This is a genomic window from Anaerotignum lactatifermentans (assembly GCF_014982935.1).
Classification (GTDB): domain Bacteria; phylum Bacillota; class Clostridia; order Lachnospirales; family Anaerotignaceae; genus Anaerotignum; species Anaerotignum lactatifermentans.
In genome coordinates, this window is sequence record NZ_JADCKK010000001.1 from 44,177 (window position 1) to 68,460 (window position 24,284).

General features: G+C 48.4%; 28 protein-coding genes and 2 tRNA genes. 3 read left to right on the forward strand and 27 right to left on the reverse strand.

All coding sequences use genetic code 11. The features are described from left to right. Positions 1-12 precede the first annotated feature (12 nt). From INF29_RS00225 to INF29_RS00325, 21 genes are all read right to left on the reverse strand, one after another. Complete coding sequence (locus INF29_RS00225) at positions 13-789, reverse strand: type III pantothenate kinase (protein ID WP_072847991.1); 777 nt, start codon at positions 787-789, stop codon at positions 13-15. A gap of 94 nt (positions 790-883) precedes the next feature. Then, the gene (locus tag INF29_RS00230) at positions 884-1,528 is read right to left on the reverse strand and encodes an ECF transporter S component (RefSeq protein ID WP_243184047.1); all 645 of its coding nucleotides are present in this window, start codon (positions 1,526-1,528) and stop codon (positions 884-886) included. A 219-nt stretch (positions 1,529-1,747) separates the two neighbouring features. Further along, positions 1,748-2,122, reverse strand: coding sequence for a DUF6145 family protein (locus INF29_RS00235; RefSeq protein ID WP_072847992.1), 375 nt, complete (start codon positions 2,120-2,122; stop codon positions 1,748-1,750). Further along, positions 2,122-3,090: a biotin--[acetyl-CoA-carboxylase] ligase gene (locus INF29_RS00240; protein ID WP_193484011.1), complete on the reverse strand. Its 969-nt coding sequence runs from the start codon at positions 3,088-3,090 to the stop codon at positions 2,122-2,124. Before INF29_RS00240 ends, INF29_RS00235 begins: the two co-directional genes overlap by 1 nt. A 101-nt stretch (positions 3,091-3,191) precedes the next feature. Continuing rightward, on the reverse strand, positions 3,192-3,593 hold the full coding sequence (locus INF29_RS00245; protein ID WP_022254215.1) for a thioesterase family protein: 402 nt from the start codon (positions 3,591-3,593) through the stop codon (positions 3,192-3,194). 17 nt (positions 3,594-3,610) lie between these two features. Continuing rightward, a complete protein-coding gene (gene ftsH / locus INF29_RS00250; RefSeq protein WP_143710717.1) occupies positions 3,611-5,581 on the reverse strand; it encodes an ATP-dependent zinc metalloprotease FtsH in 1,971 nt (656 codons plus the stop codon). Positions 5,582-5,842: 261 nt separating this feature from the next. Continuing rightward, a complete protein-coding gene (gene hpt, locus INF29_RS00255; RefSeq protein WP_054329029.1) occupies positions 5,843-6,373 on the reverse strand; it encodes a hypoxanthine phosphoribosyltransferase in 531 nt (176 codons plus the stop codon). Then, the gene (tilS, locus tag INF29_RS00260; RefSeq protein ID WP_193484012.1) at positions 6,357-7,730 is read right to left on the reverse strand and encodes a tRNA lysidine(34) synthetase TilS; all 1,374 of its coding nucleotides are present in this window, start codon (positions 7,728-7,730) and stop codon (positions 6,357-6,359) included. Before tilS ends, hpt begins: the two co-directional genes overlap by 17 nt. Positions 7,731-7,833: 103 nt before the next feature. Next, positions 7,834-10,224: a SpoIIE family protein phosphatase gene (locus INF29_RS00265; protein WP_193484013.1), complete on the reverse strand. Its 2,391-nt coding sequence runs from the start codon at positions 10,222-10,224 to the stop codon at positions 7,834-7,836. A gap of 124 nt (positions 10,225-10,348) precedes the next feature. After that, the gene (locus tag INF29_RS00270) at positions 10,349-10,615 is read right to left on the reverse strand and encodes a helix-hairpin-helix domain-containing protein (RefSeq protein WP_087988521.1); all 267 of its coding nucleotides are present in this window, start codon (positions 10,613-10,615) and stop codon (positions 10,349-10,351) included. 9 nt (positions 10,616-10,624) lie between these two features. After that, positions 10,625-11,617, reverse strand: a complete 993-nt coding sequence (locus tag INF29_RS00275; protein ID WP_193484014.1) for an ATP-binding protein — start codon at positions 11,615-11,617, stop codon at positions 10,625-10,627. A gap of 15 nt (positions 11,618-11,632) precedes the next feature. Further along, positions 11,633-12,571 (reverse strand): DnaD domain protein, encoded by a 939-nt coding sequence (locus INF29_RS00280; RefSeq protein WP_193484015.1) that lies wholly within the window; start codon positions 12,569-12,571, stop codon positions 11,633-11,635. Between the two features lie 253 nt (positions 12,572-12,824). Further along, a complete protein-coding gene (locus INF29_RS00285) occupies positions 12,825-13,865 on the reverse strand; it encodes an MraY family glycosyltransferase (RefSeq protein ID WP_087988518.1) in 1,041 nt (346 codons plus the stop codon). A 50-nt stretch (positions 13,866-13,915) separates the two neighbouring features. Next, complete coding sequence (gene upp, locus INF29_RS00290) at positions 13,916-14,542, reverse strand: uracil phosphoribosyltransferase (RefSeq protein WP_193484016.1); 627 nt, start codon at positions 14,540-14,542, stop codon at positions 13,916-13,918. 14 nt (positions 14,543-14,556) lie between these two features. Further along, positions 14,557-14,985 carry a ribose 5-phosphate isomerase B gene (gene rpiB, locus INF29_RS00295; RefSeq protein ID WP_022254205.1) on the reverse strand — a complete coding sequence of 143 codons (429 nt, stop codon included), beginning with the start codon at positions 14,983-14,985 and terminating at the stop codon, positions 14,557-14,559. Beyond that, complete coding sequence (locus tag INF29_RS00300; RefSeq protein ID WP_193484017.1) at positions 14,982-16,043, reverse strand: L-threonylcarbamoyladenylate synthase; 1,062 nt, start codon at positions 16,041-16,043, stop codon at positions 14,982-14,984. The genes rpiB and INF29_RS00300 overlap by 4 nt, the downstream gene beginning before the upstream one ends. Before the next feature lie 4 nt (positions 16,044-16,047). Further along, positions 16,048-16,548 carry an SEC-C metal-binding domain-containing protein gene (locus tag INF29_RS00305; protein ID WP_193484018.1) on the reverse strand — a complete coding sequence of 167 codons (501 nt, stop codon included), beginning with the start codon at positions 16,546-16,548 and terminating at the stop codon, positions 16,048-16,050. Positions 16,549-16,892: 344 nt separating this feature from the next. Further along, a complete protein-coding gene (locus INF29_RS00310; protein ID WP_087988515.1) occupies positions 16,893-17,303 on the reverse strand; it encodes an adenine nucleotide alpha hydrolase family protein in 411 nt (136 codons plus the stop codon). Between the two features lie 486 nt (positions 17,304-17,789). After that, a complete protein-coding gene (locus INF29_RS00315; protein ID WP_193484019.1) occupies positions 17,790-18,281 on the reverse strand; it encodes a cellulose binding domain-containing protein in 492 nt (163 codons plus the stop codon). 27 nt (positions 18,282-18,308) lie between these two features. Beyond that, complete coding sequence (locus INF29_RS00320; RefSeq protein ID WP_243184048.1) at positions 18,309-19,091, reverse strand: peptidylprolyl isomerase; 783 nt, start codon at positions 19,089-19,091, stop codon at positions 18,309-18,311. A 94-nt stretch (positions 19,092-19,185) separates the two neighbouring features. Beyond that, positions 19,186-20,244: an undecaprenyldiphospho-muramoylpentapeptide beta-N-acetylglucosaminyltransferase gene (locus INF29_RS00325; protein ID WP_087988513.1), complete on the reverse strand. Its 1,059-nt coding sequence runs from the start codon at positions 20,242-20,244 to the stop codon at positions 19,186-19,188. Between the two features lie 169 nt (positions 20,245-20,413). On the opposite strand from INF29_RS00325, the gene INF29_RS00330 reads away from it, so the two are divergent. The 3 genes from INF29_RS00330 to INF29_RS00340 all read left to right on the forward strand — a co-directional run bounded on the left by INF29_RS00330 (position 20,414) and on the right by INF29_RS00340 (position 22,166). Then, positions 20,414-20,923 (forward strand): ferritin-like domain-containing protein, encoded by a 510-nt coding sequence (locus INF29_RS00330; protein WP_193484020.1) that lies wholly within the window; start codon positions 20,414-20,416, stop codon positions 20,921-20,923. Between the two features lie 72 nt (positions 20,924-20,995). Beyond that, a complete protein-coding gene (locus tag INF29_RS00335) occupies positions 20,996-21,406 on the forward strand; it encodes an HIT family protein (protein ID WP_072848006.1) in 411 nt (136 codons plus the stop codon). Between the two features lie 244 nt (positions 21,407-21,650). Beyond that, positions 21,651-22,166, forward strand: a complete 516-nt coding sequence (locus tag INF29_RS00340) for a CarD family transcriptional regulator (RefSeq protein WP_072848007.1) — start codon at positions 21,651-21,653, stop codon at positions 22,164-22,166. Positions 22,167-22,204: 38 nt separating this feature from the next. On the opposite strand, the gene INF29_RS00345 is transcribed toward INF29_RS00340, so the two are convergent. The 6 genes from INF29_RS00345 to INF29_RS00370 form a co-directional block, all read right to left on the reverse strand. Further along, a tRNA-Leu gene (locus INF29_RS00345) sits at positions 22,205-22,289 on the reverse strand. 63 nt (positions 22,290-22,352) lie between these two features. Continuing rightward, positions 22,353-23,006, reverse strand: coding sequence for a DUF3267 domain-containing protein (locus tag INF29_RS00350; RefSeq protein ID WP_193484021.1), 654 nt, complete (start codon positions 23,004-23,006; stop codon positions 22,353-22,355). Further along, positions 22,967-23,401: a hypothetical protein gene (locus INF29_RS00355; RefSeq protein WP_193484022.1), complete on the reverse strand. Its 435-nt coding sequence runs from the start codon at positions 23,399-23,401 to the stop codon at positions 22,967-22,969. The genes INF29_RS00350 and INF29_RS00355 overlap by 40 nt, the downstream gene beginning before the upstream one ends. Then, positions 23,395-23,676: a hypothetical protein gene (locus INF29_RS00360; protein WP_193484023.1), complete on the reverse strand. Its 282-nt coding sequence runs from the start codon at positions 23,674-23,676 to the stop codon at positions 23,395-23,397. The genes INF29_RS00355 and INF29_RS00360 overlap by 7 nt, the downstream gene beginning before the upstream one ends. A 102-nt stretch (positions 23,677-23,778) precedes the next feature. Further along, positions 23,779-24,057, reverse strand: a complete 279-nt coding sequence (locus tag INF29_RS00365; protein ID WP_193484024.1) for a hypothetical protein — start codon at positions 24,055-24,057, stop codon at positions 23,779-23,781. Positions 24,058-24,134: 77 nt separating this feature from the next. Beyond that, a tRNA-Leu gene (locus tag INF29_RS00370) sits at positions 24,135-24,219 on the reverse strand. Between the last annotated feature and the right edge of the window lie 65 nt (positions 24,220-24,284).

Sequence of the window (24,284 nt, forward strand, 5' to 3'; positions counted from 1 at the left end):
TCCTCCTAAAAATCATCTTCTGTTCCGATTCTTTTCATAAAGCAGGCGCAAGCCCTGCAATGCCAGAACCGGGTCGTATACATCGAAGATTTCTTCGTTTTCATCAATGACTTTCGCCAGACCGCCTGTAGCGATGACTTTCATATTCGGCAGATTCAATTTGTCCTTAATCTGCTGAATGATATAAATGGTCTCACCAATATGCCCCAGCACCAGACCTGCCTGAATACTGTCCACTGTATTTTTCGTAATCAGTGTTTCAGGACGTTTGATTTCAATCTTCGGCAGCTGAGCCGCTCTTCTTGTCAGAGCGTCTGCGCAAATCTGCACGCCGGGTGCAGTGATGCCTGTGAGAAATTCACCTTTTTCACTGACAACGTCAAAAGTTGTGGCTGTGCTGTAATCCACCACAATGGCAGGACCGCCGTAGAGTTCATAAGCCGCTACGAGATTGACGATACGGTCTGTCCCCATTTCCTTAGGGTTTTCCATCCGCAGATTGATGCCTGTTTTCATGCCGGCACGAACCACCATAGGCTCTCTCTGCAAATATTTTCGAATGCCGCTCAACAGGGAATACATTACGTTTGGCACTACGGAAGATACCACAACGGCGTCGATTTCAGAAATATCCATACCGGAGTGGACAAACAGCATCCGCAGCAGCATACCTGTTTCATCGGAAGTACGGCTGCTGAGGGTGGAAAGCCGCCAGTTTGCCACCAGCTTGTCCCCGTCAAAGACGCCCAATGTGCTGTTGGTATTGCTTACATCAATGACTAAAATCATGCTTGATCTCCTCTGCTCAAAAAAATACCTTTCTCAAAAAACGGCACGGGAACCCGTTCCCGCGCCGTAAAAACATCATTTCTATTTCTTTCTCTTAAGCCCGTCTTTTATGTACGGCTTTGCTCAGAGCCTTGGAAACGATACCGCCTGCAACACAGCTTGCGGGCATTTCCAACGCACCGTTGACACCTACGAACAGTACCACAAATACCAGAGGGTTTACATTGCCGAAAGTCTGGTTCAGACCCTGAATGTAATCTGTGTTCCAGAACAGCAGAACCAGTGTGCCCATGAAGAACAGGGTGTTCAGGAACGCTGCCAGAAAACCGCCTGCAAAATAACTGAAGGTATTGGTACGATCTACTTTATGGATCAGCTGGAACAAAACACCGGTAAGCCAGCCCATGAGTGCACGGGTAGGTACACATACCAAGAAGGTGTACAGGGGACTGATGCTGAACAATGCGCTGGTGAAAGCGCTGGGTGCTGTCAGTACCTGATAAAAGCTGGTTGCGCCAAAGACAAGTCCCAGCCACAGCCCTGCTTTGGGACCGATGATCATGGCACCGATGGCTACAGGGATCATCATCAGGGAAATGGAAAGCCCCAATGTACGGAAGTATCCCAAAGGTGTAAAGGACATGACAATCAGAATCGCTGTCATCAGACCAATGCTGGTCAGTTCGCCAACAGACATCTTGCTTTTGGCTACGGGTTTGTTTACAACTGTTTCGCTCATATGTATTTGCTCCTTTCATTCTCATTCTTATAAGATATAAGATGATATGGAAAATAGTAACCGTTCCGCGTTTCAGCACAGACGCAGTATATTTGCCCTCCTATGGGACATAACATCTTCGGCTGTTTTCCTGCCGTTTCGCGTAACCACCATACATTATAACAGCAAATGAAAGGATTGCAACGTTTTTTTGCAATTTTTTGTTATTTTTTATACAAACTATTTATTTCCAGTTTCTTTTTCTGCCTTTTTCAGCAATTCTTCCTTAATCTTTTCCCCTTCTTCTGTGAAATATACCGCATACCACAGTTCCAGCGCTTTCAAAAGTTCCTTTTTTTCCCGCTGAAGGCGTTTGATTTCCAATTCCGCACCAATATCGTCAAAATCGAAATCGTCCTCCTGCTTCACAGTTTCAAAATACAGTTCCCCGTCTTCATTGAATCCCATCAAAAAGGTACAGCCCAGTTTCTGCGCCAATACCACACAAATGACCCGCACTTCTTCCTGAATGCTCTCGGGGAGGGCCTGAAACTCCGGCTCCAAAAAATATTTCTGTTCTGCATAACTGGCTGCCGCCAATACTTTTCTTTCCATTAAATCACTCCTCGAATGGACACTTCTCCTGAAAATACCACTTCTTCTTTCCCGTTATCCGCCCGACGCACCAGCAGTTCTCCTTCCGGTGTAATGTCTAAAGCTTCAGCGAAAAACGGCTCTCTGCCCAGCACATGGACTTCCTTGCCCAATGTGATGCAGTGTTTCCGATAATCCTCCAGCATGGCAGCAAAACTGCCTGTCCGCAGGAAGGTTTCATAATGCTCCTCCAGCCGCTCCAGCACCTTATGCACCAGACGGCGGCGGGAAACGGTCTTACCGCATTCCAAATACAGACTGGTGGCAATCTCCGCGATTTCCGGCGGAAAAGATGCTGTGTTCACATTGATGCCGATACCGGGAATGACAAAATGCACCTCGCTCATTTCGCAGTCCATTTCCGTCAAAATCCCCACAGCCTTTTTGCCGTTGATGAGAATATCATTGGGCCATTTGATACCAGCAGAAAGACCTGTTTCCGCTTCAATGGCCTCTGCTGTTGCCAGCCCGCACAAAAGAGTCAGCACAGATGCCTCCGTCGGTGCAATCTGGGGACGCAGCACCAGACTCATCCAGATGCCTGTACCCAAAGGGGATTCCCACACTTTTCCCCGTCTGCCGCGGCCTGCTGTCTGTTTTTCTGCCACCACCAAGGTGCCTTCCGGCGCACCTTCCAGTGCCAATTCTCTGGCACGGTTGTTTGTGGTGTCTGTTTCTTCATAGAAATAAATGGACTGTCCCATGGTCTTTGTTTTCAGTCCCTGTTCCAGTTCCCGTTTGTTGTACATGGTTTCAGGATTGGTGAGTCGGTATCCCCGATTTGTCACCGCCTCGATTTCATAGCCTTCCTCCCGGAGCTTCTTAATGCCTTTCCACACTGCTGCACGGGTGATGGAAAGCTCTCTGCCGATGTCCTCTCCCGAAAGGAACCCTTCCTGTCGCCGGAGCAATTCCAAAATGCGATACATATCCATGCCTCCTTTCCGACTGTAAAACTGCCATAACTGCAAACGTCAGGAGGGGGTTCCTCCTGACGTTTTTATGTCGCTTTGTTTTTATCCGCAGCTTCTTATTTTTTTCCTTTTTCGTTTACACGGCTCAGGAATTTTTTCAGGTCGATGATGGCACGGCCATGTGTACCTTCACAGATTTTGTCTACTTCGTCATAAGCTTTTACAGCGAATGTCAGCAGTTTGCCGTTTACTTCTGTCAGTTCTGTAACCACACGTACTTTCATGCCTACAGGTGTTGCTGCCAGATGTTTGAAATCAAAAGTTGTACCAACTGTTTCCCAGCCATCGGGCAGGAAAGGTGCGACTGTGCCGATTGCTGTGCCTTCGATCCAGCTCAGCAGCTTAGGAGAAGCGAATACGGGCACTTTGTCATTACCGAAATGAGAAGCTGTATCGCTTTCTTCCACGATGTATTCTCTTTCATAGGTCATGCCGGGTACGATGTTGTTAAATTCCATTGTAAATATCCCCTTTCTTATGCTTGTGTGGTTGTATCTTCCTCTGCCGCAGCAGATGTAGTTTCTGTGGTTTCTGTTGCTTCTGTAGTTTCTGTTGCTTCCCCTTCAACGGGTTCTTCTGTCTGGTTTGCCAGACCCAGGATTTCCGCTCTCACATCCGCATCAAAGAGTTTGCGGAATTCGTCGCCGGTCACTTTTTCTTTTTCTACCAGCAGTTTTGCGGATGCATGAAGCACTTCCATGTTTTCCTGCAGGATGCGGATAGCTTCGTTATAAGCTCCCATGACGATGCGTTTCACTTCTTCGTCGATGGTGGTTGCAACGGCTTCACCGTAGTTACGGGTGTGACCCCAATCTCTGCCGATGAACACTTCGTTGCTGTCTTCCCCAAACTGGATAGGACCCAGAATCTCACTCATACCGTAACGGGTTACCATGCCTCTTGCCATGGCTGTGGCACGTTCGATATCGTTGGAAGCGCCTGTGGTGATGTCTTTGATGACCAGCGCCTCTGCCGCACGTCCGCCCAGCAGGCTGATGATTTCCTGTTCCATATACAGCTTTGTCATATACATCTTATCCTCACCGGGCAGTGGCATGGTGTAACCGCCAGCCATACCTGTAGGGATGATGGAAATGCTGTGAACAGGGTCCAGTTCGCTGAGAACTTCAAACAGAATCGCATGACCGCTTTCGTGGTATGCGGTGATATATTTTTCCTTGTCGGAAATGACTCTTGTTTTCTTTTCGGTCCCCACACCGATTTTGATGAGGGCTTTCTGCAAGGATTCCATGTCGATGGCTTTCTTGCCGTCTCTTGCAGAAAGGAGCGCCGCTTCATTCAAAAGGTTTGCCAGATCCGCACCGGTAAAGCCTGCTGTGGTCTGTGCCACAACTTTCAGGTCAACTTCAGGTGCCAGGGGTTTGCCTTTGGAATGTACACGCAGAATGGCTTCTCTGCCCTTTACGTCGGGACGGCCAACATAAACCTGACGGTCGAAACGACCGGGACGCAGCAACGCAGGGTCCAGAATATCTGCACGGTTGGTTGCTGCAATGATGATCACGCTTTCGTTGATGCCGAAACCGTCCATTTCAACCAGCAGCTGGTTCAATGTCTGTTCTCTTTCGTCGTGACCGCCGCCAAGACCTGCGCCTCTGCGACGACCCACGGCATCGATTTCGTCGATGAATACGATACTGGGTGCATTTTTCTTTGCCTGATCGAACAGGTCACGAACACGGGATGCACCTACGCCGACGAACATTTCTACGAAGTCGGAACCGGAAATGGAGAAGAAAGGCACGCCTGCTTCCCCTGCAACTGCTTTTGCCAGCAGTGTTTTACCAGTACCCGGAGGACCCACCAGCAAAACGCCTTTGGGGATTCTTGCGCCCAGGTCTGTAAATTTCTTGGGGTTGCGGAGGAACTGCACCAGTTCTTCCAGTTCGGCTTTTTCTTCGTCACAACCAGCAACATTATCGAATGTCACTTTGTTTTTGTCGTCTACACCGCTCATTTTGGCTTTGCTCTTGCCGAAGGAGGCCATTTTGCCGCCGCCTCCCTGCATTCTGCCCATGAGCACTACAAAGAGCACAACCATGACGATCATCATGATCAAAGAAGGCAGGATTGCAGAAAGCATATTGCTGGGTGCATTGGGTGTCACAATCTGGATGTCGCTGCCCTCTGCAGGCATCTGGCTCACTTCTTCCATGAGCACATCCACGCTGGGCACGTTCACTGTCATTTTGGTACCGTCATCCAGCACAGCTGTAGCAGTGCCATAGTTAGATACTTCTTTGCTCTTAGTAACTTCAATGGTTTTGACATTATCCTGATCCAGTTCACTGATCAGATCACTGTAATTATAGACCTTCGTTTCTTCCGCAGGCTGCATCAATCCTTTGCCGCTGAAGGCCAAAGCAGCTAAGATGATTACAAAAATCAACACATATAAGCCTGCTGACTGCCAATATTTTTTCAAAGGCTTCCCTCCTAAAATGCTTAATTTTTTTGTTGACGCTGTCCAAATGAGCCAGCATATCAATTTATAATTCTAGCACATCTTCCGCCAAAAGGCAATGTTCCTTTTGGGAAAGAATTCGTAAAAAAAGCCGATTTTTCCTATGCCTGTCCAAAATCTGCCTTTTCTTAAAATTCCATGAGAAACGGCTCTTTCCTGCCAAATAGAAAAGCACGGAATTTCCGCCTTTCTGACAGAAAAATCCGCGCTTTTTATTTTTGATTATTCTTCTTCGAAATGTACCACGCCTACGTAGTCCAGGTTTCTGTATTTCTGTGCATAGTCCAGACCATAGCCCACAACGAAAGCATCGGGGATGGTGAAGCCTACGTAATCCACAGGAACTTCTGTCACACGACGATCGGGTTTGTCCAGCAGTGTGCAGAGTTTCAGTTTCTTAGGATTTCTCTGGATCAGCAGTGTGCGCAGTTTGCTCAGTGTTCTGCCGCTGTCGATGATGTCTTCTACCAGCAGTACGTTTTTGCCTGTGATGTCTTCATCCAGGTCGCGCAGGATTTTGATATGACCGCTGCTTTCTGTACCGTCGCCGTAGCTGGATACATCCATAAAGTTCATGGTAACAGGCATTTTCATTTTCTTAGCCAGTTCTACCAGTGTCACAACGCCGCCTTTGAGGACGCATACCATTTCCACCTGTTCATCGCCAAATTCTTCGTATACTTCCTGAGCGATCTCTTCCAGGCGTTTGGTGATTTCTTCCGCTGTGAACATGACTTCAATTCTTTCTTTCATTGTGATGAGCCTCCGTAATTCGAATCCATACATATTGTGTCGTTTGGGCGTCAGGAGCAAATTTTGCCGATGTCCGTCCGCCGTAAATCCAGACGATGTCCCTGCCGCAGGCAATGAGAGGGATGCTGCCCCTTTCATCCGCCGGGATCTTCTCGTCGATGAAAAGCGATTTCAGTTTTTTGGTGCCGCCGGGCAAAGTGATCTGATCCCCTGCTTTTCGGGTACGGCAGCACAAGTCCTGTGTTATTTTATCATAATCAAAGACGTTCGTACAGCCATCAAGGGGAATTTCTTCCCTTTTTCCTGAAAAAACGCCGCTTTCCACCAAAAGCTCCGCCTCCTGCACAAAAACGTCCGTCCCCCAAGGGATAGCATAGGAAAATCCTGCCTGTTTCTTTTCCGCTCTGCCAAAAATCAGCCTGTCATACTGCCGATATACGGTAAGTCCTCCTGCCGTTTTCACGGAAGTGCCGCTCTGTTTTGCAAGCAGGCTTTCCACATCCTGCAAATGCACATGGGAAATATTTTTGCTGCTGCCCAGCATATCTGCCATGGCGTACCGCAGGACACGCATCCGCAAAGCAGGGTGGAGGGCAGAAAGTTTCTCACAGGACAACGTAACGGGATGTTCACTCTGTTTTGTCTCTGCATAAGCTGCCTTTGCCGCCTGTTCCAGAAAATCACTGTCCGCTGCCAGAAGTGCTGCTGTTTCTGCCAGATGCGCCGTACTGCCGCTGTGGACTTCCTCCAGCAAAGGCAATACCTCATGACGGATTTTATTCCGAGTATATGCCGTGTCTTTGTTGGTGCTGTCCTCCTGATACAGGAGCCCGTTTTCTTTGCAGTAGGCTTCGATTTCCTTCCGGCTGCAAAAAAGCAACGGGCGGATGATGTTTCCTCTCACTGGTGCCATACCCGTTAAACCAAGAAGCCCCGTACCTCTGCAAAGACGCATGAGCAAGGTTTCCGCTTGATCGTTTGCATGGTGGGCAACAGCGATCTGCCCATTTTCTCCTGCTAATTTTGAAAAAGTTTCGTACCGCAGGATTCTGCCCATTTCTTCGGTGCTTCTGCCCTGTTTTCTGGCTTCTGCTGCCACATCAAAGGAAACCACCTGACAAGACACGCCAAGGGATTGAGCAAAGTTCATAGCAAAAGCCGCATCTCTATCTGCTTCTGCGCCTCGCAGACCATGATGAATGTGAACCGCCTGCAACTCCCATCCATAGTGAGGTGCTAACCGCCGCAATATATGGAGCAGGCACACGGAGTCCGCACCGCCGGACAGCCCTACAATAACTCTGCCGCCTTTTGCCATATGATATTCTTCTATGGTACGCCGCACCTGTTCCAGCATATTCCTCGCCGCCTTTCTGTGAAAACTTTACACGAAAACCGCCCTGCCGTCAATGAAAATCCAAAAAGGCGCAAAACCACAGCCTGTGATTCCACGCCTTTTCTCACGCAATTTTCTTCCAGAATCTTGCCGCCTGCACCGTCATGTCGTCCGGCTCTTTCTGACAATGCTTCTGCGCCGCCTGTAATATAAAATCCGCCGCGTCTTGGGGATTTGCAAAGCCCTGCGGCAAAAATTTCTCCTCCAGCCATTGAGCTGTCTGCCGCTCTCCTCCAAAAGCATCGGTGATGCCGTCAGTCAAAAGGAGAATCAAGTCCCCATCCTTCAGACGCATGTCGTTTTTCTCCACACGCACCTGTTCCAGTATCCCCGCAGGCAAAGTATGGGCATAAACGGAAATGACCCGATTTCCCCGGCAAATAAAAGAAGCCACCGCTCCCAGCTTGATGAACTCCGCCTGTCCATCATAAAGGTCAATGCTGCAAATATCCAGCGTAGCATAATTTTCCTCGGCACGCCGCAGAAGCAAAGCGGAATTGATGAGCTGTACCGCCAATTCTCTGGAAAATCCTGCCGCCGCAAACTGTTCCAAAAGTTCAATGGCAGCCTTGCTTTCTGCCGCCGCTTTTTCTCCTGTGCCCATACCGTCAGATACCGCCAAAAGAGCCGTTCCTCTTTCGCTTTCCAGAAAAGAAGATGCGTCGCCGCAGGGCTTGCCCATTTCTCCTGCCGCAAAAGCCGTTGCCGCCGTCAACGCAAAAACAGGAGCTTCCACGAAGGTCAGCACACAGCCTTCTCCTTCCAGATGGCATACATTTTCATCCACCTGTTCCATCTGCCGCCCCAGCGTCTTCCGCACCACAGGCAGGATAGCTTCCCGACAAATACCTCTGCCGTTGCACCCCCGCACCACCAGCCGCACCTGTTTGCCTCTGCCGCCTTTCTCCTCGGTGACCTGTACTTCCCGTACACGGATGCCTGCTTTCCGCAGGGCAAGGGTGAGGCTTTCCTGTAAATTCTCCAGAATGATGCAACCTGTATCCATCTGTCCCGTCAGTTCCTCCAGAATACCGCCTACAGCGTCCAACTGCTGTCCCACCAGATTCCGGCACTCCTGTAATCTGCCTGCCCAGACCAAGTCTTGCCGGTACCGTTCATAGACAGTGCATACCGTTTGGGCAAAGGCTTCTTTTCGTGGACACATTTCCTGAAACCATGGTGGAAGCTGTTCCGTAGTGACCCGTCCTGCCCCATCACAGCAGGACAAGGCGGAAAATGTCATGCTGTAAGTGCGATACACTTCCTCATCCCAGCAATAATGTGCCATGCCGCAGCTTTGGCAGACCTTCTCTGCCACCGTATCCACCAAGGCGGAAATTTCCTGTTTTCTCGTTTCTTCTTCGCCGCCGAATACCTTCGCCAGACCATGAAAAGCCTTCCCAAAGCCCCGCAGACGTTCCTCCGCCATTTCCCGCATCTGAGTATAGCGGTCTTTTGCCGCGTTTGCCTGCCAAAGTCCACCAGCCCCTGTCAGTATCTTTTTCGGCAGAAACAAAAACACCAAAGCACCGGCTCCCAGCCAAAGAAGCTGTTCCTTATTTTCAAATACAGGCTCGCCGTAAAAACTGAACAGCACCGCCGTCATCCAGAAAGCCAGCCCAGCGAACAGCATTCCAACATCTTTCAGGCATCCAGCCAACAATCCACCTAACGCCAGCACCGCAAAAAGTGGCAGATTCCCGACACCGCAGACAAAAAGCAGAAAACCCATAAGGGCACCTGCCGCCGCGCCGCCGCCAACACCTTCCCGCCATGCGGCAATGAGCAAAAACAACGCCGTCAGCACAGGAAAAAGCCTGTCCTGCAAAAAAGGCAGTTCCATCTGTGCCGCACCCGTCAAAGCGCCGCCCAGTATCAGAAGCACCGATAAGGTTTCCTCCCGGCTCCACACCGCCGTTCGTTTCGGAGCAAACAGCACCCCTGCCCCTTTCTGCACCAACAGGGAAATGCCAAGCACCATGGCACTTTCCACCCCTGCCACCACAAAATAAAATGTCAGTCCGCCTTGCCCAACGGCGTAAAAGCATCCGCCCAACGCCACGGCAAAGGCACCTAACAGGGCTTTTTTCAGGGTTTCTTCTGCTGTGACAAAACGACCCAATGTCAAATGAATGAGTGTTGCCGCCAAAAGCACCGCTCCATGCTTCAATGCCACACCATTTCCCATGCCGCCTAGTGCCGCCGCTGACAGTGCCAGCCAAAATACCCGACCACTGCCGAGAAACACCGTCAATATGCTCATGGCAAGGGGATGTAAAATCTGCAATACTTCGCCGCCGCTCCAAAGATACACCATCGCCCATAAGGTGCCGTATCTTCCTGCCTGTGCCAGAGAAGTTTTCTGTTTCGCCTTAGGTGTAGGCGCAGGACGCAGGGCTTTCCCCAAAGGGGGCAATTTCTGTTCCGTTTCCAGTAAAATTTCCGTTTTTTCCATGTCTCTTTCCCTCCATAGCCATAGTTTACGGAAATATGCCTGTTTTTTTTGGCGAAACCTGTCTTTATCGTCCTGTTTTTTCCGACAAAAAAAGCCGTCCTTATTTCCTAAGAACGACTTTCTGTTATCTTTCCGGGTATGGGTGGTCTTTCCAGTACCACCATTTCAATTTTTCCGGGTCTTTCTCCTCATTTTCCGCATAGTAGACCGCCAATCGCCATACGTACAGGGCGCAGGGGTCCACCCGAAAGCCCTTAGCAGCACAATCTTTTTCATAAATTTCCTGAGGGTCTTTTCCTTTCAGGTCTGCAATGGTATGGATGCCCTGCTGTTCCAGATAGGACGCCATTTTCGGTCCTACGCCGGGAATCTGGCACAACTCACTTTTCATGGCAATCCCTCACTTTCGGAATTTCTTCACCACACGAATATCATCCCCGAAGAATTTCAGCACTTTATACTCCCGCAGACGGGAAGTGATACGGTCTGAATACTGATTGGTGATGTCCTCAGGGTTCAGGTTTGTGGAAATGATAACGGATTTATTCTTCAATTTCCGGTCATTGATGAGACGGAACAGTTCCGACGCTGTAAAGAGGGTAGCAAACTCTGTGCCCAAGTCGTCGATGATGAGCAGGTCTGCCTCCAGCAATTCCTTGTCCCATTCTTCTTTCTCCGCGTCTTCATCCTTGGAAAAGCGGATTTCTTCCAGTTTGCGGAACAGCTGCCCTGCCGTCAGGTACAGCACCACATAGCCCTGATCCAGCAGTTCCTTAGCAATACAACTGCACAGGAATGTTTTTCCCAAGCCTGTTGCGCCGTAAAGGAGGAGGTTCTGTCCCCCATCTGCGAAGCTTTCCACAAAAGCCAGCGCCTGCCGCAAAATCTGCATGGCGTTTTCTCTGGGAGAAATACCTTCTTTTTTGGAAACCTGCTCACTGTAGAGCCGCACATCAAAATGGTCGAAATTTTCCACTTTCACAATATCCCGCACATTGGACTGGTCATAGAGCTTGTCCATGACCTTCTGTTTTAGACAGGTGCAGGGCACGTTATCCACATAGCCTGTGTCCTTGCAGGTTTCGCAAACATATTCCAGCTCCATATCTGCCGGAGTCAAGCCGATGCTTTCCAATAACATCCGCCGTTCTGTCTGCAATTCTTTCTGTTTTGCCCGCATTTCCACCAGGGCATCCTGCATATCGCCAGGCTTCAAAAGCACCAGTTTTGCGGTCTGTACCCCCAGCATGGAAAGGGTTTCGTCGATTTCCCGCACACGGGGCAAACGGCGGTAGATTTCTTCTTTCCGCTGGCGGAGTTTTGCCGCCTGTTCTGTCCGCAGAGCGTCATATTCCCGCAGGATTTCTTTATAAATCTGTGTTCTGGTTGCCAAAATTTCTCACCTGCCTTACCATTCTCGTTGTTTTTCCCGTTCCAATCGTTCCAGTTCGTTATAGTCCCATTCCCGCTGGGTGTAGTTGATGAAACGATTCTGTCTTTGAGGCGCTGTCTGTCTGGGCTGCTCGGAAGCCTTCTGCTGGGCGCGTTTTGCTGCAAAGGCTTCATCCAGCTTGGCAATATCCTCCTGACTTTTCACCCCTGCCTGATGCCACTCACGCAAAATCTTATCCGCATAGGCAAAGCTGACGCCGCCGGTACGCATGATGGTACGCTCGCAAGCCGTTACCACCACATCCAAGGGTAGTTTATACTCTCGCAGCCATTTTTTCATATACGTTTCTTCTTCCGGCGCAGGCAGACGTTTTCCCTGACCGAAAGCACGCATGATGGCGCCATAGCCCTCCTTGCGCATCTGCAAATATTCCTCCACGGCTTCCAGAGAATCCAAGCCTTCCTCTGCCCAGCCCATGGCTACTTTTTCGATATAATGCATCCCCCGTTTGCCACGGGAAACGCAATAAGTCAAGAGCAAATCAATGACTTCCAAAGGCAGTCCCAGCCAGTCATAAAAGCTGAACAGGGTCGCCATATCGCCGCTGGAAAGGGTCTTGCCCAATTTCTGCTGAGCAGACTGGAACAGCCGCTTCACATCCTCCCGTTTCAGATAACAGGACAATTCCGCAGGGGAATACTGGGGGCGTTCTGATGGGATGGCTTTTGACTGGGACACCTGCGCCGCTTCTTTTGCGAAACAGTCCCGTTCCTCCCAATACCGCCATGCTTTCAGCACATCGCTTTCCAGTATTTCCAGTTTTTCCGCGATTTCTGCTGCCGAAGTCTTGCCTTCTGCCGCTTTTGTCATCAAAAAGACGGACACATACAGCGGGGGCGCTTTTGGCACTTCTTTTTCGATAAAATCTTTCAGAATACGGATTTCCTCCGCCATATCTCTCCCTCCTTTTCTCTACGTATACAGGGTTATTATACTACAAAACCCTTCCCTTCACAATAAAAGAGGAACCTGCTCAGCAAGTTCCCATTCAGAAAACATTGTCTTTCTTTTTCCGATTTCTGAATGGGAACTGCGATGGCTTTCTTCAGAAGAAAACATATCCCATCAAATCTCATCACAACAAGAAAGCTGAAATCCTCTGATTTCAGCTTTCTTTGTTTTCTTATGAAGAAGCCCCTAAAGGGCATCACTGATTTTTATTTTTGATGTGGGCATTGAAATAGTAAATGATGAAACTCAGTACCACCACTGTCAGCAAAGCCACCACGAAGATACGGGAGTCTTTGACGGCAATGAAGATGGCAAGCAGTCCCAGAAAAATACTAATGGCGTACATGATGAGTACGGCCTTTTTCTGACTGAAACCATGGTCGATGAGTTTATGGTGCAGATGCCCCCTGTCTGCCTGCATGATGGGCTGATGTTTCGCCATACGACGAAGCATGGCAAAAATGGTATCAAAAATAGGCAGACCAATACAGAAAATACTTACTACCAGCGCCAGCAGGGCATAGCCTTTGAACACGCCCAGAATACTGGTTACTGCCAGCACAAAGCCCAAAAATGTGGAGCCTGTATCCCCCATGAAAATTTCCGCAGGGTTAAAGTTACGGGGCAAAAAGCCCAGACACGCACCAGCCAAAGCCGCAGTCAGCACCACCGCTGTGGTGGTACCTGTCATGATGCACAGCACCATAAGGCTCAGGGCCGCAATGCCTGTTACCCCTGCCGCCAGACCGTCCAGACCGTCGATAAGGTTTACGGCGTTGGTAACCCCAACGATCCACACCAGCGTAATGGGAATACTTAATTTCTGCAATGTTGCCGTTACAGGCCACAGTACAATCTGAATCTGTGTGCCAGAGAAAATCACGATCAGCGCCGCTACAATCTGTACACAGAATTTCAGTTTTGCCGGCAGGTCTTTCATATCGTCGATCATGCCCAGCACCGCAATGATGCCAGCGCCTACGATAAAGCCCACAAACTGTTTGGGGCTCATGCTGCGGTCAAAGAAATAGACCATGAGCACGGTAACGAGAAAGCCCAGCACAATGGCAACGCCGCCCATACGAGGCATGGGTTTTTTATGTACCCCTCTGTCTTTGGGATAGTCAATGGCGCCCACTTTTGCGGAAAGCCATTTTGCGAAAGGTGTTGTCACCAGCGTAATGGCAAAAGCGCAGGCAAAAGCCGCAATATATAACAACCAGTTATGCTCTACCAAAAAAATTCACTCCTAACCCTTTCGGCAAGCGCCGAAAAAAGGAACCCAGTTTATTTCGTACCGAAAATACGGTCACCGGCGTCCCCCAGACCCGGCACAATATAGCCATGGTCATTCAGACATGTATCATAAGCCGCTGCGTAGATATCTACATCAGGATGGGCTTCCTGTATCTTTTTCACGCCTTCGGGCGCAGCCAGAATACACAGGAAAATGATTTTCTTTACGCCTTTATCCTTCAAAAATCCGATGGCAGCTTCCGCTGTACCGCCTGTTGCCAGCATGGGATCTGTCAGAAAAACGGTTCTTTCTTCCACATCGGCAGGCAGTTTGCAGTAATATTCCACAGGCAGCAGTGTATTGGGGTCACGATACAGACCAATATGACCGATCTTTGCTGTGGGCATAAGCCGCAGCAGACCTTCTGTCATGCCGATACCTGCACGAAGAATAGGCACAATGGCAAGTTTTGTGTCGATGGTGCGGCACTGTGCCACATCCACCGGTGTCTGTACCTGGATTTCTTTCAAGGGCAGGTCTCTGGTAGCTTCATAGGAAAGGAGCATGGCTACTTCGCCGATGATTTCACGAAATTCCTTTGCGCCAGTTTCTGCATCACGCAGCATTGCCATTTTGCTCTGGATCAGCGGATGTTCCGATACGAATAATTTACTCATGGATTTCCCCTTTCTCAATCTTCGATCTGTTTGATTCTTCTGATATGGCGTTCATCATTGGAAAAAGGTGTTTCCAAGAATGCTTTTACGATCTCCAGTGCCAGACCAGGACCTGTCACACGTGCGCCCATAGCCAGAATGTTGGCATCGTTATGTTCTCTGGTTGCTTTTGCGGAGAACACATCGCCGCACAGTGCTGCACGGATGCCTTTGACTTTGTTTGCCACAATGGAGATACCGATGCCTGTGCCGCAGATGAGGATGCCTTTTTCACATTCGCCGTCTGCTACCGCATGGGCAACCAGTTTGCCATATACGGGATAATCCACGGATTCTTCGGAGAATGTACCGTAATTTTTATAAGGAATATTGTTTGCGTCTAAATAAGCGATGACTTCCTTCATCAGAGGGAAACCGCCGTGGTCACAACCAAGTGCTATCATTTTTCTTCTCCTTTCGCTTCAATGAAACGGTAACCGGCAGACTTCTGGAGCCGGTTCATGATTGCCAGCCCTTCCCCTTCCAGCGGGAATACTTCCGCGTATACCGTATCTGCTTCCAAGAAATCGAATTTGCGCAATACTTTAAACAGATTGGCGCCCACTTCCTCCAGATTTTTCCGACTGCCTACAGACAGGACAATGTCCGCTGTATAGCCGTCTTTGGATTCCTCTGTGGCAAGCACGCCGACTTTTTTCCCTGCTGCTTTTTCCTGTGCCGTCAGGGCATTGATCTTCGCCTGAACCCCTTCTCCACGCACCAGATACACTTCCGCTCTGGGGGAATAATGGGTATACTTCATACCGGGGGCTTTGGGACGCAGTCCTTCCTGGGGTTTCTGCAAAATGGCAGGGTCTACGGTCACTTCGCCCACAAAAGGCTCCATCATTTCCTTTGTGATGGCACCGGGACGCAGAATCATCGGAGGGGTCACGGAAACATCCACAATGGTGGATTCCAGTCCCCATTCTGCCGCGCCGCCATCGAGAATCATGTCAATCTTCCCATCCAGATCGAAAGCCACATGGGACGCCCTTGTGGGGCTGGGCTTGCCGGATGCGTTGGCACTGGGTGCCGCAATGGGCAGACCTGCCGCACGGATCAGCGCCATGGCAACAGGATGTGAGGGAAAGCGCACCGCTACCGTATCCAGTCCGCCAGTGACGGAATCAGGCACAATATCCGTTTTTGGGAAAATCATGGTCAATGGACCCGGCCAGAAAGCATCCATAAGTTTCTGCGCCGCCGCAGGAATCTCCCGCACAATGGGACGCAATTCACTGATTTGGGAGATATGCAGGATCAAAGGATTGTCGGAAGGACGACCTTTTGCCAGATAAATGCCTTTGCAGGCTTCACTGTCCAGACCGTTGCCTCCCAAACCATAAACCGTTTCTGTTGGGAAAGCAACCAGACCGCCTCTTTTGAGGATTTCAGCGCCTTCTGCGATGATGTCTGCATCGGGCTGCAGGGGGTCAACCTTGCGCAAAATGGTTTTCATAATCTTACAGGTTTGCTCCGCAGCATTTTTTGTATTTTTTGCCGCTGCCGCAAGGGCAAGGGTCATTGCGTCCGATTTTTTCGCCTTTGACGATGGTTCTGGAGCGTTTCTGTTCCAGTGTCAGACGTTTTCTTGCGTCTGCGTCAAAGATGCCGTCCCACTGGGGCAGCTGATACAGGTGTTCTGCATGGTATTCTACCATTTTCTTGAACAGACGTTCAAAGTCGATGTCCAGCACGATAGCTGTATCTTCTTCCAGTGTTGTCATTTCGTAAGGTGTAGGCAGTACATCGTTGATGCCATCCACGAAAGCCACGATTTCTTCTGTGGTCATGGAGAAACGTTCTGCCAGTTCTTTCACAGTACCTTCCAGCTTTGTCAGCTTATTTGCCAGAATATATTCATAGATGTGCTGTTCCTTGGGCAGGTATTCATCCCAAATCGCATCCACACTTCTGCCTTCTTTGGAAAATGCTTTTTCCATCCAGCTTTCATACAAACTCATATCATTTCTCTCCTTTAACTTTATCATCCATTCTTTCGCAAAAAACTTGCTCTTTGCAATCATAATATAATTTTGCCTGATTTGCAACAAAAAATAGCAATTCCGCCTCTGTGGCTCCTAAAAATCCGCAAAAAAACACAGGTACACTGTAAGGGGCATCTTCAGAAGAAAACAAAAAAAGCTGAAATTCTTATCATAACAGAGGATTTCAGCTTTCTTATTTTATGGAGATATTGGATATGTTTTCTTCTGAAGACAGCCGTCGCAATTTCCCTTAAGAAATCAAGAAAAAAATGCAATGTTTTCTTAAGGAGAATTTGCTTAAGCATCCTGTGTTTTTTCGGTCATACTGCCGCAGCAGCCAATTCTCTTTCGGAAAGCAAGCAGGTGCCCGGCGGCAAAAGTGCCGCAATCCGCTCCAGCAATTCTTTCCAGATGGATTTTTTCTCTTTTTTCACCGGCGGCTCCAGCAGCACGCCTGTGATGTCTTTTTCTCTGGCAAAGCGGCTGATGTAGGCTGCCACGTCCTGCTCACAGCACAGGCAGACCTGCCCGCCCAGCCGGCACCCATAATCAGCCAGCCGCTGCATTTCGTACATTTCTCCGCTTTCCAGTATATTTTCGCCCTGCGCTACATGCAAGATGTATAAATCCCCGTTGCCTGCCTTTGCGGCATCTTTGGCCAGTTCCATGAATCTTTTGGATTCTTTCCCCGCCGTTACCAGCACCAGTATGTTTTCTTTTTTTGTTTTCATGAAGGTTGCCTCCTTACATCATTCGCCAGTTTCCCTGTATGGCGAAAATTTTGTTTTTCAAAAGCTACCATACACTCCATGTTTATCATAACCCATAAATCTTAGAAAACACCGATGGTTTCTCTTAATTCTTTCTTACAAAACAAAAGAGAGGACTGGCTTTTGCCAAATCCTCTCTCAGGGTGTCGTCAAAGGCTCATTTCATGGGGACCTTTGACGAGTAGACAGAAGTATAAAGCCGAAGTTCCATCAGCTAAATGCCTTGAAACTCCGGCTTTTCCTCGTCAGAAGTGAATTCCGACTGCGGATTCCATTTGGGGAACCCCACACCGCAAGAGATGCGGACAGCCATTTATGGCTGGCATTTGCGAAGCAAATGTGTTGACCCTTTTGTTCCCCAACCCCTTCCGCGTTCTTGAAAAAGTGTAAAACTTAGTTTTTCTTCAGTCTGAGATAGAATCGGCTTTTGCCATATCCTCTCTGCTTTTATTCTTCTGTCAGGGTATCATCCTGCAAAGATTCGTCATCTAACTGGTTCTGTACATCGCTGTCATCCAGCACATCTTCTGTATCACTTGTCACATCTTCCGCAGGCATGTGTGTCACAGAGGGAGTACCATTTTCCAGTGTAAATGTAATGGTGTCGCCGTCTTCCAGCACAACATTGTCCCAAATCTGTTCTGTACCGTCTGTGAATGTCATCTGCACCTGCCAGCCGTTTTCCACCGCAGGCACCATACCATTCAGGGTAACAGGGACGGAAAAACCGTTTTTCCATTCGGATTCCTTCAGCATATTATCTGTCCAATCGTCTTCTTCTGTGGGACGAATTTTCAGGGCAGATGCGCCTTCCCCTGTTTCATTGATGAAAGTCATGTTGTAGGAAACTTCCTGCTGGGGCACTTCTTCTTTCCCACAGCCGGCAAAAGCCGCAACAGCACACATCAATGTCAATACCAAAACCAGTTTTTTTCTCATATTCCAAATCCTCATTTCTATCTTTCTTTATTCTGCTGTGTAGGGTTCAAATGTGATGCTGTTGATGATCACATCTTCCAGTGGTTTGGAATTTTCATCCACATCCACAGCAGCAATGGCATCCACTACATCCATTCCTTCAATGACCTGACCGAAAATGGTATAAGGGTTGCCGTAAACATATTCCAAATGCACTGCGCCGCCATGTTCCCGATAATAATCCATGACGCTTTCGGGATAGAGCTGGCTGAGTGTATAAAATTCATCGCCAATGGTAACGCCCATTTCTTCTTCGTTGTTGTCACGAGCATCTTCCAGGGCTTTCAGATAATCCTCTGTGACAGTCTTTGCCTGCACAATGAAGAACTGGCTGCCGTTGGTGTTGGGTCCTCTGTTTGCCATGGCAACAGCGCCGTTATAAAAATGCAGGTTCGGGGAAACTTCATCCTCGAAGTCCTCTCCCCAGCAACTTTCACCGCCAGTGCCTGTGCCTGTCGGGTCGCCAGTCTGAATCATAAAGTCCTCAATGACACGATGAAATGTGAGTCCGTCATAGTAGCCGTCCTTTGCCAGTGTTTTGAAGTTTTCCACTGCCTTCGGTGCTTCTTCGGGGAAGAAACGCATTTTTACCACGCCTTTGGAAGTGTCGATCACAGCGATTTCTTCACCTTCTTCGGGCATCTGCGCCTGCAGATTCACATATTCTGCTGTAGATTCTGTATCAGTTTCTGCATTTGTTTCATTGCCGCATCCTGCTGCTGTGAACATCAGAAGTCCTGCCAGAATCAAACTGATATATTTTTTCATCATTGTTTTCCTCCTGCCTGCTTTTTTCATCTCATACATGAGAAATATTGTATTACACGCAAAAAGTCTGTGTCAATTTGTTTTTCTTAAATGTTTATTAAAATTGGCGAATCAGGGACATGACTGCTTCCACGCCGTTATTCTGGGTACTCTTTTCCATGGCTGCAATATAGGTTTCCCTGTTTGCATAAAGTTCACGCACTTTTTCTTCCATGGTTTCCGCTGTCAGTTCTTCTTCCGGCAGCACCATGGCAAAGCCCTGTTTTTCGTAGGACGCAGCATTCAAAATCTGGTCGCCGCGGCTTGCCTTTGCGGAAAGAGGAATCAGCAGATGGGGCTTTTTCAGTGCCAAAAACTCGGAAATGGAGTTGCTGCCCGCACGAGCAATGATGACATCTGTCGCCGCAAACAGGTCTGCCAGTTCATCGGTGACATATTCAAACTGACGGTATCCCTTTGTGCCTTCCAGACTTTCTTCCTTATGACCTTTACCGCAAAGGTGGATGATGTCAAAATCCTTCAGCAAAGAAGGCAGACTTTCCCGCAGAGCGTCGTTGAGTTTCACAGCCCCCAGAGAGCCGCCCATCTGCAACAGAACAGGCTTTGTACCGTCAAAACCGCAGATTTCCAGACCTTTCTGTCTGTCGCCTTTGAACAGTTCCGCACGGATAGGTGTTCCCGTGTGGATACCTTTTTCCTTAGGAACATATTTCAGTGTTTCCGGGAATGTGGTGCAGACTGTTTTCGCAAAAGGCATCGCGATTTTGTTTGCCAGACCTGGTGTGATATCAGATTCGTGGATGATAACAGGAATCTTGTTTTTCTTTGCCCCCAGCACTACAGGCACTGCCACAAAGCCCCCTTTGGAGAATACCAAATCGGGTTTCAGCTTTTTCAGCAGTTTGGTGGCTTCGCTGACGCCTTTCACCACACGGAACATATCGGTGATGTTCTGTCTGGACAGATAACGGCGCAGTTTCCCTGTGGGGATGCTGTAATAAGGCACGCCTTCCGCCTCAATGAGTTTCTTTTCAATGCCGTTTTCGGAGCCGATATACAAAACTTCCCAGCCTTCCTGCCGCAGCAAAGGCAGGATTGCCAGATTGGGCGTCACATGGCCCGCTGTGCCGCCGCCTGTCAATACGATTCGTTTCATAGAGATTCACCCCTGTAATATACTATTTTTCACCGTTTCCTATCATAACAGAAAAAATGGGCAACTGCCAGAAGATTTCTGTTTTTTCTGAAAAAAAGGCGATTTTATGCAAGTCCCACCTTTCTTGTGCATAGATATGATAGAAAAAAAGCAAAGGAGACTGACGAACATGTACCCATATAATCGCAATACTCATTATTTTCAGCGGCAAAGCCTGACAGCGAGAGAAGCCAAAGACCCTGCCATTGCAGAACTGGCAGAGGACGATCGTCTGCTGGCACTGCTGAAAGTTGCCGCAGAGGAAACCGCCCAGCTTGCGAACCGCTACCGCCGGTTACTGACGGAAGCCCCTGTCCTCTCCCCCTCTGCCGATATGCTCAAATCCATGTATCTGGACGAGAAAAAGCATCTGAAAAACCTGCGGGAAGCCCTGTTTCTCATTACGGGAGAAACACCGGAAACCCCCAACGAGAGCCAGACACCATCCACACTGGAAGTCATCGACCCCAAAACTTATCTGGAGGAAACCCTTATGCAGGAACTGGATGCGGCAGATTTCTACCGGAATTTCTTTCTGGCAGTGCCTGACGGTGCCCTTCGTGACCTGTTTTTCGAGATTCTCACAGATAAGCAGAGCCATGCCAACGCATTGACCTATCTGTTCAGCAAATATTTTTGAACAAAAATCTGTGCAATCTCCTTCCTTTCGTGCTATACTGATAGCAAATCACATACGAAAGGATGAATACTTATGAGCGACTGTATTTTCTGTAAAATCGTGTCGGGGGAATTTGGCTCCGCCACTATATATGAAAACGATGAATTTAAGGTAATTCTGGACCGTTTCCCTGCCAACGAAGGTCATGTGCTGATTCTGGTGAAGGAACACGTTGCCAACATCTTTGAAATCGATCCGGACAAAGCCGGCAGACTGTTCCGTCTGGCTGCCATCATTGCCAGAGAAATGAAAGCAAGACTGGGCTTTGACCACATGAACGTGATGCAGAACAACGGCACCGTTGCCGGTCAGACTGTATTCCATTTCCATCTGCACCTGATTCCTCGTTATGAAAACGACGGCATCACCATTGCATACAAACCCATGGATCTGACAGACGAACAGATCGAAGACATGCGCAAAAAACTGGAAATGAGCCTGTAAACAGACACAAAAACCCCTTTCTTTTGAAAGGGGTTTTTTTATGCCTTTTTTGCGAAAAATTCACCAACAACCCCTAGAACTTCTGCACAAAACCTGCTTTTCGCCCCCTGCGCATCCTTCACAAAAATGCGTTTTTGCCCCATTTCTCCTTTGATTTTGGGCAAAAAACAGTGATACACTGAATACGAAGGGTTTTTCTGGGAAATCCTAAAAACAGCACAGGAAAAGCGAAAGGAGTGTTTTCATGTATCGAAAAGATCAGTTGGTTTTTTATGGTAATACAGGCGTATGCCGCGTAGCAGACGTTGCGCCCCTTCCCCAGCAAAAAGATGGCCGCCTATACTACACCCTGATTCCGCTTTTCTCCCCCTTTTCTGAAACCATCCACGTTTCCGTTTCCACCCGGGCATTCATGCGTCCCGTCATTTCTGCTGCTGAGGCAAAAAGCTATCTGGACAACATCAGCCACATCTCCGCGGAGCCTTTCCGCAGCCGGGACCACAAAGAAACAGCCAATCACTACAGCGAAATGCTGAACACCCACGACTGTATGCAGTATTTGCAGTTAATGAAATCCCTTTATCAGAAAATCGAAGAAAACGCCCGTGTGGGAAAACACATTTCGCAAACAGAACAGCGGTATCTGAAACAGGCGGAATGCCTTCTTTATGGGGAACTGGCGGCAGCTCTTGGCAAAGAACCGGGAGAAATCCGCACAGAAGTACAGCAGCGTTTTGCAGAAGAAAAGCAACTGGCGTAAAAAAAGACCATCGTTTCTACGATGGTCTTTTTTCTGGATGCGGATGACAGGACTTGAACCTGCACGGACGTAATGTCCACTAGAACCTGAATCTAGCGCGTCTGCCAATTCCGCCACATCCGCATATGCTTTTTTGAACTCGCTTGACTATCATACTATAAAACAGGTTCTTTGTCAACAACTTTTTTAAACTTTTGAAAAAGTTCTTTCAAAAATTACCAAACCCGCCTCATAAGGGTGATCCAGAAACCGCACCTCTCCTTTAGAACCGCGAAAACGAAATAACTTCCAAAGAATGGTCAAATCGCCGCCAGCCGCTAGAATCATCAGGGCACTCAGCCAAAACAAAGGCAAGTTTCCCCCAAAAATAGCCGCAATTGCCGGCAGAATCCCCAGCAGCACACAAGGCATGACCCCGCCAATGGCATACTGTCCCTTTGTCAATTCCTCCTGACAGGTGCAGTACGGTGTCAAAGAGTTCCACATGATGCCAAAGGAAATGGATTTCCATTTATTTTTTGCGAAAAAAGACCAGAACAGACCATGGATGGCTTCATGAACCACAAGGAGCAGGAAAAACAACACCAGCACCCCCAGCAGCATGGGGCTGGAAATGGAACCATGCCCATTTTTCCAGACAAAAACTGCCCAAAGCACCAACACAATGGGCAAAGCCAGCACCAACGCCATAACATTGGCATAAACCGCAGAAATAGTCAGGTCATGGGCTTCAAAGCCTTCTGCTTCCAATGCGGCTTTTTTCTCTAGGAACATTTCCTTCCGCTTCTGTTCTGCCGCTGTCAGTTTTCTTTCTTTTTCCTGTTGTTTTCTTCGATCCATGCTATCCGTGCCTCCCGATGGCTTTTCCCCATGCATTCCACTTCTTCGAGCTGTTGCTGAAAACATTTTGCCAGCTTTTCATTGCCCAATTTTTTGCATAAGTCCCGACCATAAGCCAGCATTTCCTTTTCCTGTTCGTATGTCTTTTCGTCGGCATTGTGGATAATCCAAGTATGCCCTTCCTCTCCGTAAATGAAAAGAAAGCCCATGAGCACATCTTTTTCATATACCAGTACAAACTGAGGGAATCCCGTTTCTTTGGAACGAGAAAGTGCTTCCAGCAATTCCTGCCGTTCTTCTTTTGTATCCACGGCACAGCCGATCTTCTTACCTTCCCGCAAAAAAACCTTGATTTCGTCTTTTGTCATTTCACGCATATTCCGAAAAGTCAGCATTTCTTCTCCTCCTCATCCTCCACAGGTGTACCGCAGAACTTGCAGTGCCCCCCATGGAACAGGACATAAGGGTCCAGCAAATTATAACAGACCCTGCATCTGCCATAACGGAGCATCACATAAATCACCATGATCACACTAAAGAATGCCGCGCCAAAGCAAAGCTTATCCCAATTTCCATACTGCAATATACCGCAAAGTATCGCCAAAATCAAAAACACCACTGCCAACGTCAACCACATCTTATATTTTTTCCGCAGTTTCTTCCATGTCATGGCAATCCCCCCTTTTTTTCATCATAGCATAAGTATGGAAGAAAAGCCATCTTCTAAACAAAAAACGGACATTTCCTGTCATGGAAACATCCGCTCTTTGATTTATTTCTTAGGTGGTACAGAGGAATTCATGTGAAGATCTCCCCGGCAGTAGGGGCAGAATTTCCCCTGATAAATGTCATGGATAGGCAATCGTCTGCCACAGTGACAGCAAACCCCATGGCGAAAATAAATAAACGCCGCCGCCGCAATGAAGGCAATGCCAATCCACATCAGTGGGCTTTTTCCAGAATAATCCCCTGTAAAAATCGTATAGATGACGCAGAACAAACCGATCAAACAACAAAAACGCATCCATCTTCTGGTTCTGTCCAAACTCATTTTCTTTCCTCCTAATCTGTCCTTTGAAAGCCTGAGATAAAAAAAGAGACCACTGCTTCTGCAATGGCCTTTTCAGATGCGGATGACAGGACTTGAACCTGCACGGACGTAATGTCCACTAGAACCTGAATCTAGCGCGTCTGCCAATTCCGCCACATCCGCATATTGTACTTTTTTCTGTACATGTTTTTCTTTGCTTAGTTAGAATACTATAAATTTATCTTCTT

Bases quoted from the DNA above. Each gene is read 5' to 3' on its own strand.
- INF29_RS00225 (WP_072847991.1), bottom strand. From the start codon at position 789: ATGATTTTAGTCATTGATGTAAGCAATACCAACAGCACATTGGGCGTC.
- INF29_RS00230 (WP_243184047.1), bottom strand. From the start codon at position 1,528: ATGAGCGAAACAGTTGTAAACAAACCCGTAGCCAAAAGCAAGATGTCT.
- INF29_RS00235 (WP_072847992.1), bottom strand. From the start codon at position 2,122: ATGGAAAGAAAAGTATTGGCGGCAGCCAGTTATGCAGAACAGAAATAT.
- INF29_RS00240 (WP_193484011.1), bottom strand. From the start codon at position 3,090: ATGTATCGCATTTTGGAATTGCTCCGGCGACAGGAAGGGTTCCTTTCG.
- INF29_RS00245 (WP_022254215.1), bottom strand. From the start codon at position 3,593: ATGGAATTTAACAACATCGTACCCGGCATGACCTATGAAAGAGAATAC.
- hpt (WP_054329029.1), bottom strand. From the start codon at position 6,373: ATGAAAGAAAGAATTGAAGTCATGTTCACAGCGGAAGAAATCACCAAA.
- tilS (WP_193484012.1), bottom strand. From the start codon at position 7,730: ATGCTGGAACAGGTGCGGCGTACCATAGAAGAATATCATATGGCAAAA.
- INF29_RS00265 (WP_193484013.1), bottom strand. From the start codon at position 10,224: ATGGAAAAAACGGAAATTTTACTGGAAACGGAACAGAAATTGCCCCCT.
- INF29_RS00270 (WP_087988521.1), bottom strand. From the start codon at position 10,615: ATGAAAAGTGAGTTGTGCCAGATTCCCGGCGTAGGACCGAAAATGGCG.
- INF29_RS00280 (WP_193484015.1), bottom strand. From the start codon at position 12,571: ATGGCGGAGGAAATCCGTATTCTGAAAGATTTTATCGAAAAAGAAGTG.
- upp (WP_193484016.1), bottom strand. From the start codon at position 14,542: ATGAGTAAATTATTCGTATCGGAACATCCGCTGATCCAGAGCAAAATG.
- rpiB (WP_022254205.1), bottom strand. From the start codon at position 14,985: ATGATAGCACTTGGTTGTGACCACGGCGGTTTCCCTCTGATGAAGGAA.
- INF29_RS00300 (WP_193484017.1), bottom strand. From the start codon at position 16,043: ATGAAAACCATTTTGCGCAAGGTTGACCCCCTGCAGCCCGATGCAGAC.
- INF29_RS00305 (WP_193484018.1), bottom strand. From the start codon at position 16,548: ATGAGTTTGTATGAAAGCTGGATGGAAAAAGCATTTTCCAAAGAAGGC.
- INF29_RS00310 (WP_087988515.1), bottom strand. From the start codon at position 17,303: ATGAAAACAAAAAAAGAAAACATACTGGTGCTGGTAACGGCGGGGAAA.
- INF29_RS00315 (WP_193484019.1), bottom strand. From the start codon at position 18,281: ATGAGAAAAAAACTGGTTTTGGTATTGACATTGATGTGTGCTGTTGCG.
- INF29_RS00320 (WP_243184048.1), bottom strand. From the start codon at position 19,091: ATGATGAAAAAATATATCAGTTTGATTCTGGCAGGACTTCTGATGTTC.
- INF29_RS00325 (WP_087988513.1), bottom strand. From the start codon at position 20,244: ATGAAACGAATCGTATTGACAGGCGGCGGCACAGCGGGCCATGTGACG.
- INF29_RS00330 (WP_193484020.1), top strand. From the start codon at position 20,414: ATGTACCCATATAATCGCAATACTCATTATTTTCAGCGGCAAAGCCTG.
- INF29_RS00335 (WP_072848006.1), top strand. From the start codon at position 20,996: ATGAGCGACTGTATTTTCTGTAAAATCGTGTCGGGGGAATTTGGCTCC.
- INF29_RS00340 (WP_072848007.1), top strand. From the start codon at position 21,651: ATGTATCGAAAAGATCAGTTGGTTTTTTATGGTAATACAGGCGTATGC.
- INF29_RS00350 (WP_193484021.1), bottom strand. From the start codon at position 23,006: ATGGATCGAAGAAAACAACAGGAAAAAGAAAGAAAACTGACAGCGGCA.
- INF29_RS00355 (WP_193484022.1), bottom strand. From the start codon at position 23,401: ATGCTGACTTTTCGGAATATGCGTGAAATGACAAAAGACGAAATCAAG.
- INF29_RS00360 (WP_193484023.1), bottom strand. From the start codon at position 23,676: ATGACATGGAAGAAACTGCGGAAAAAATATAAGATGTGGTTGACGTTG.
- INF29_RS00365 (WP_193484024.1), bottom strand. From the start codon at position 24,057: ATGAGTTTGGACAGAACCAGAAGATGGATGCGTTTTTGTTGTTTGATC.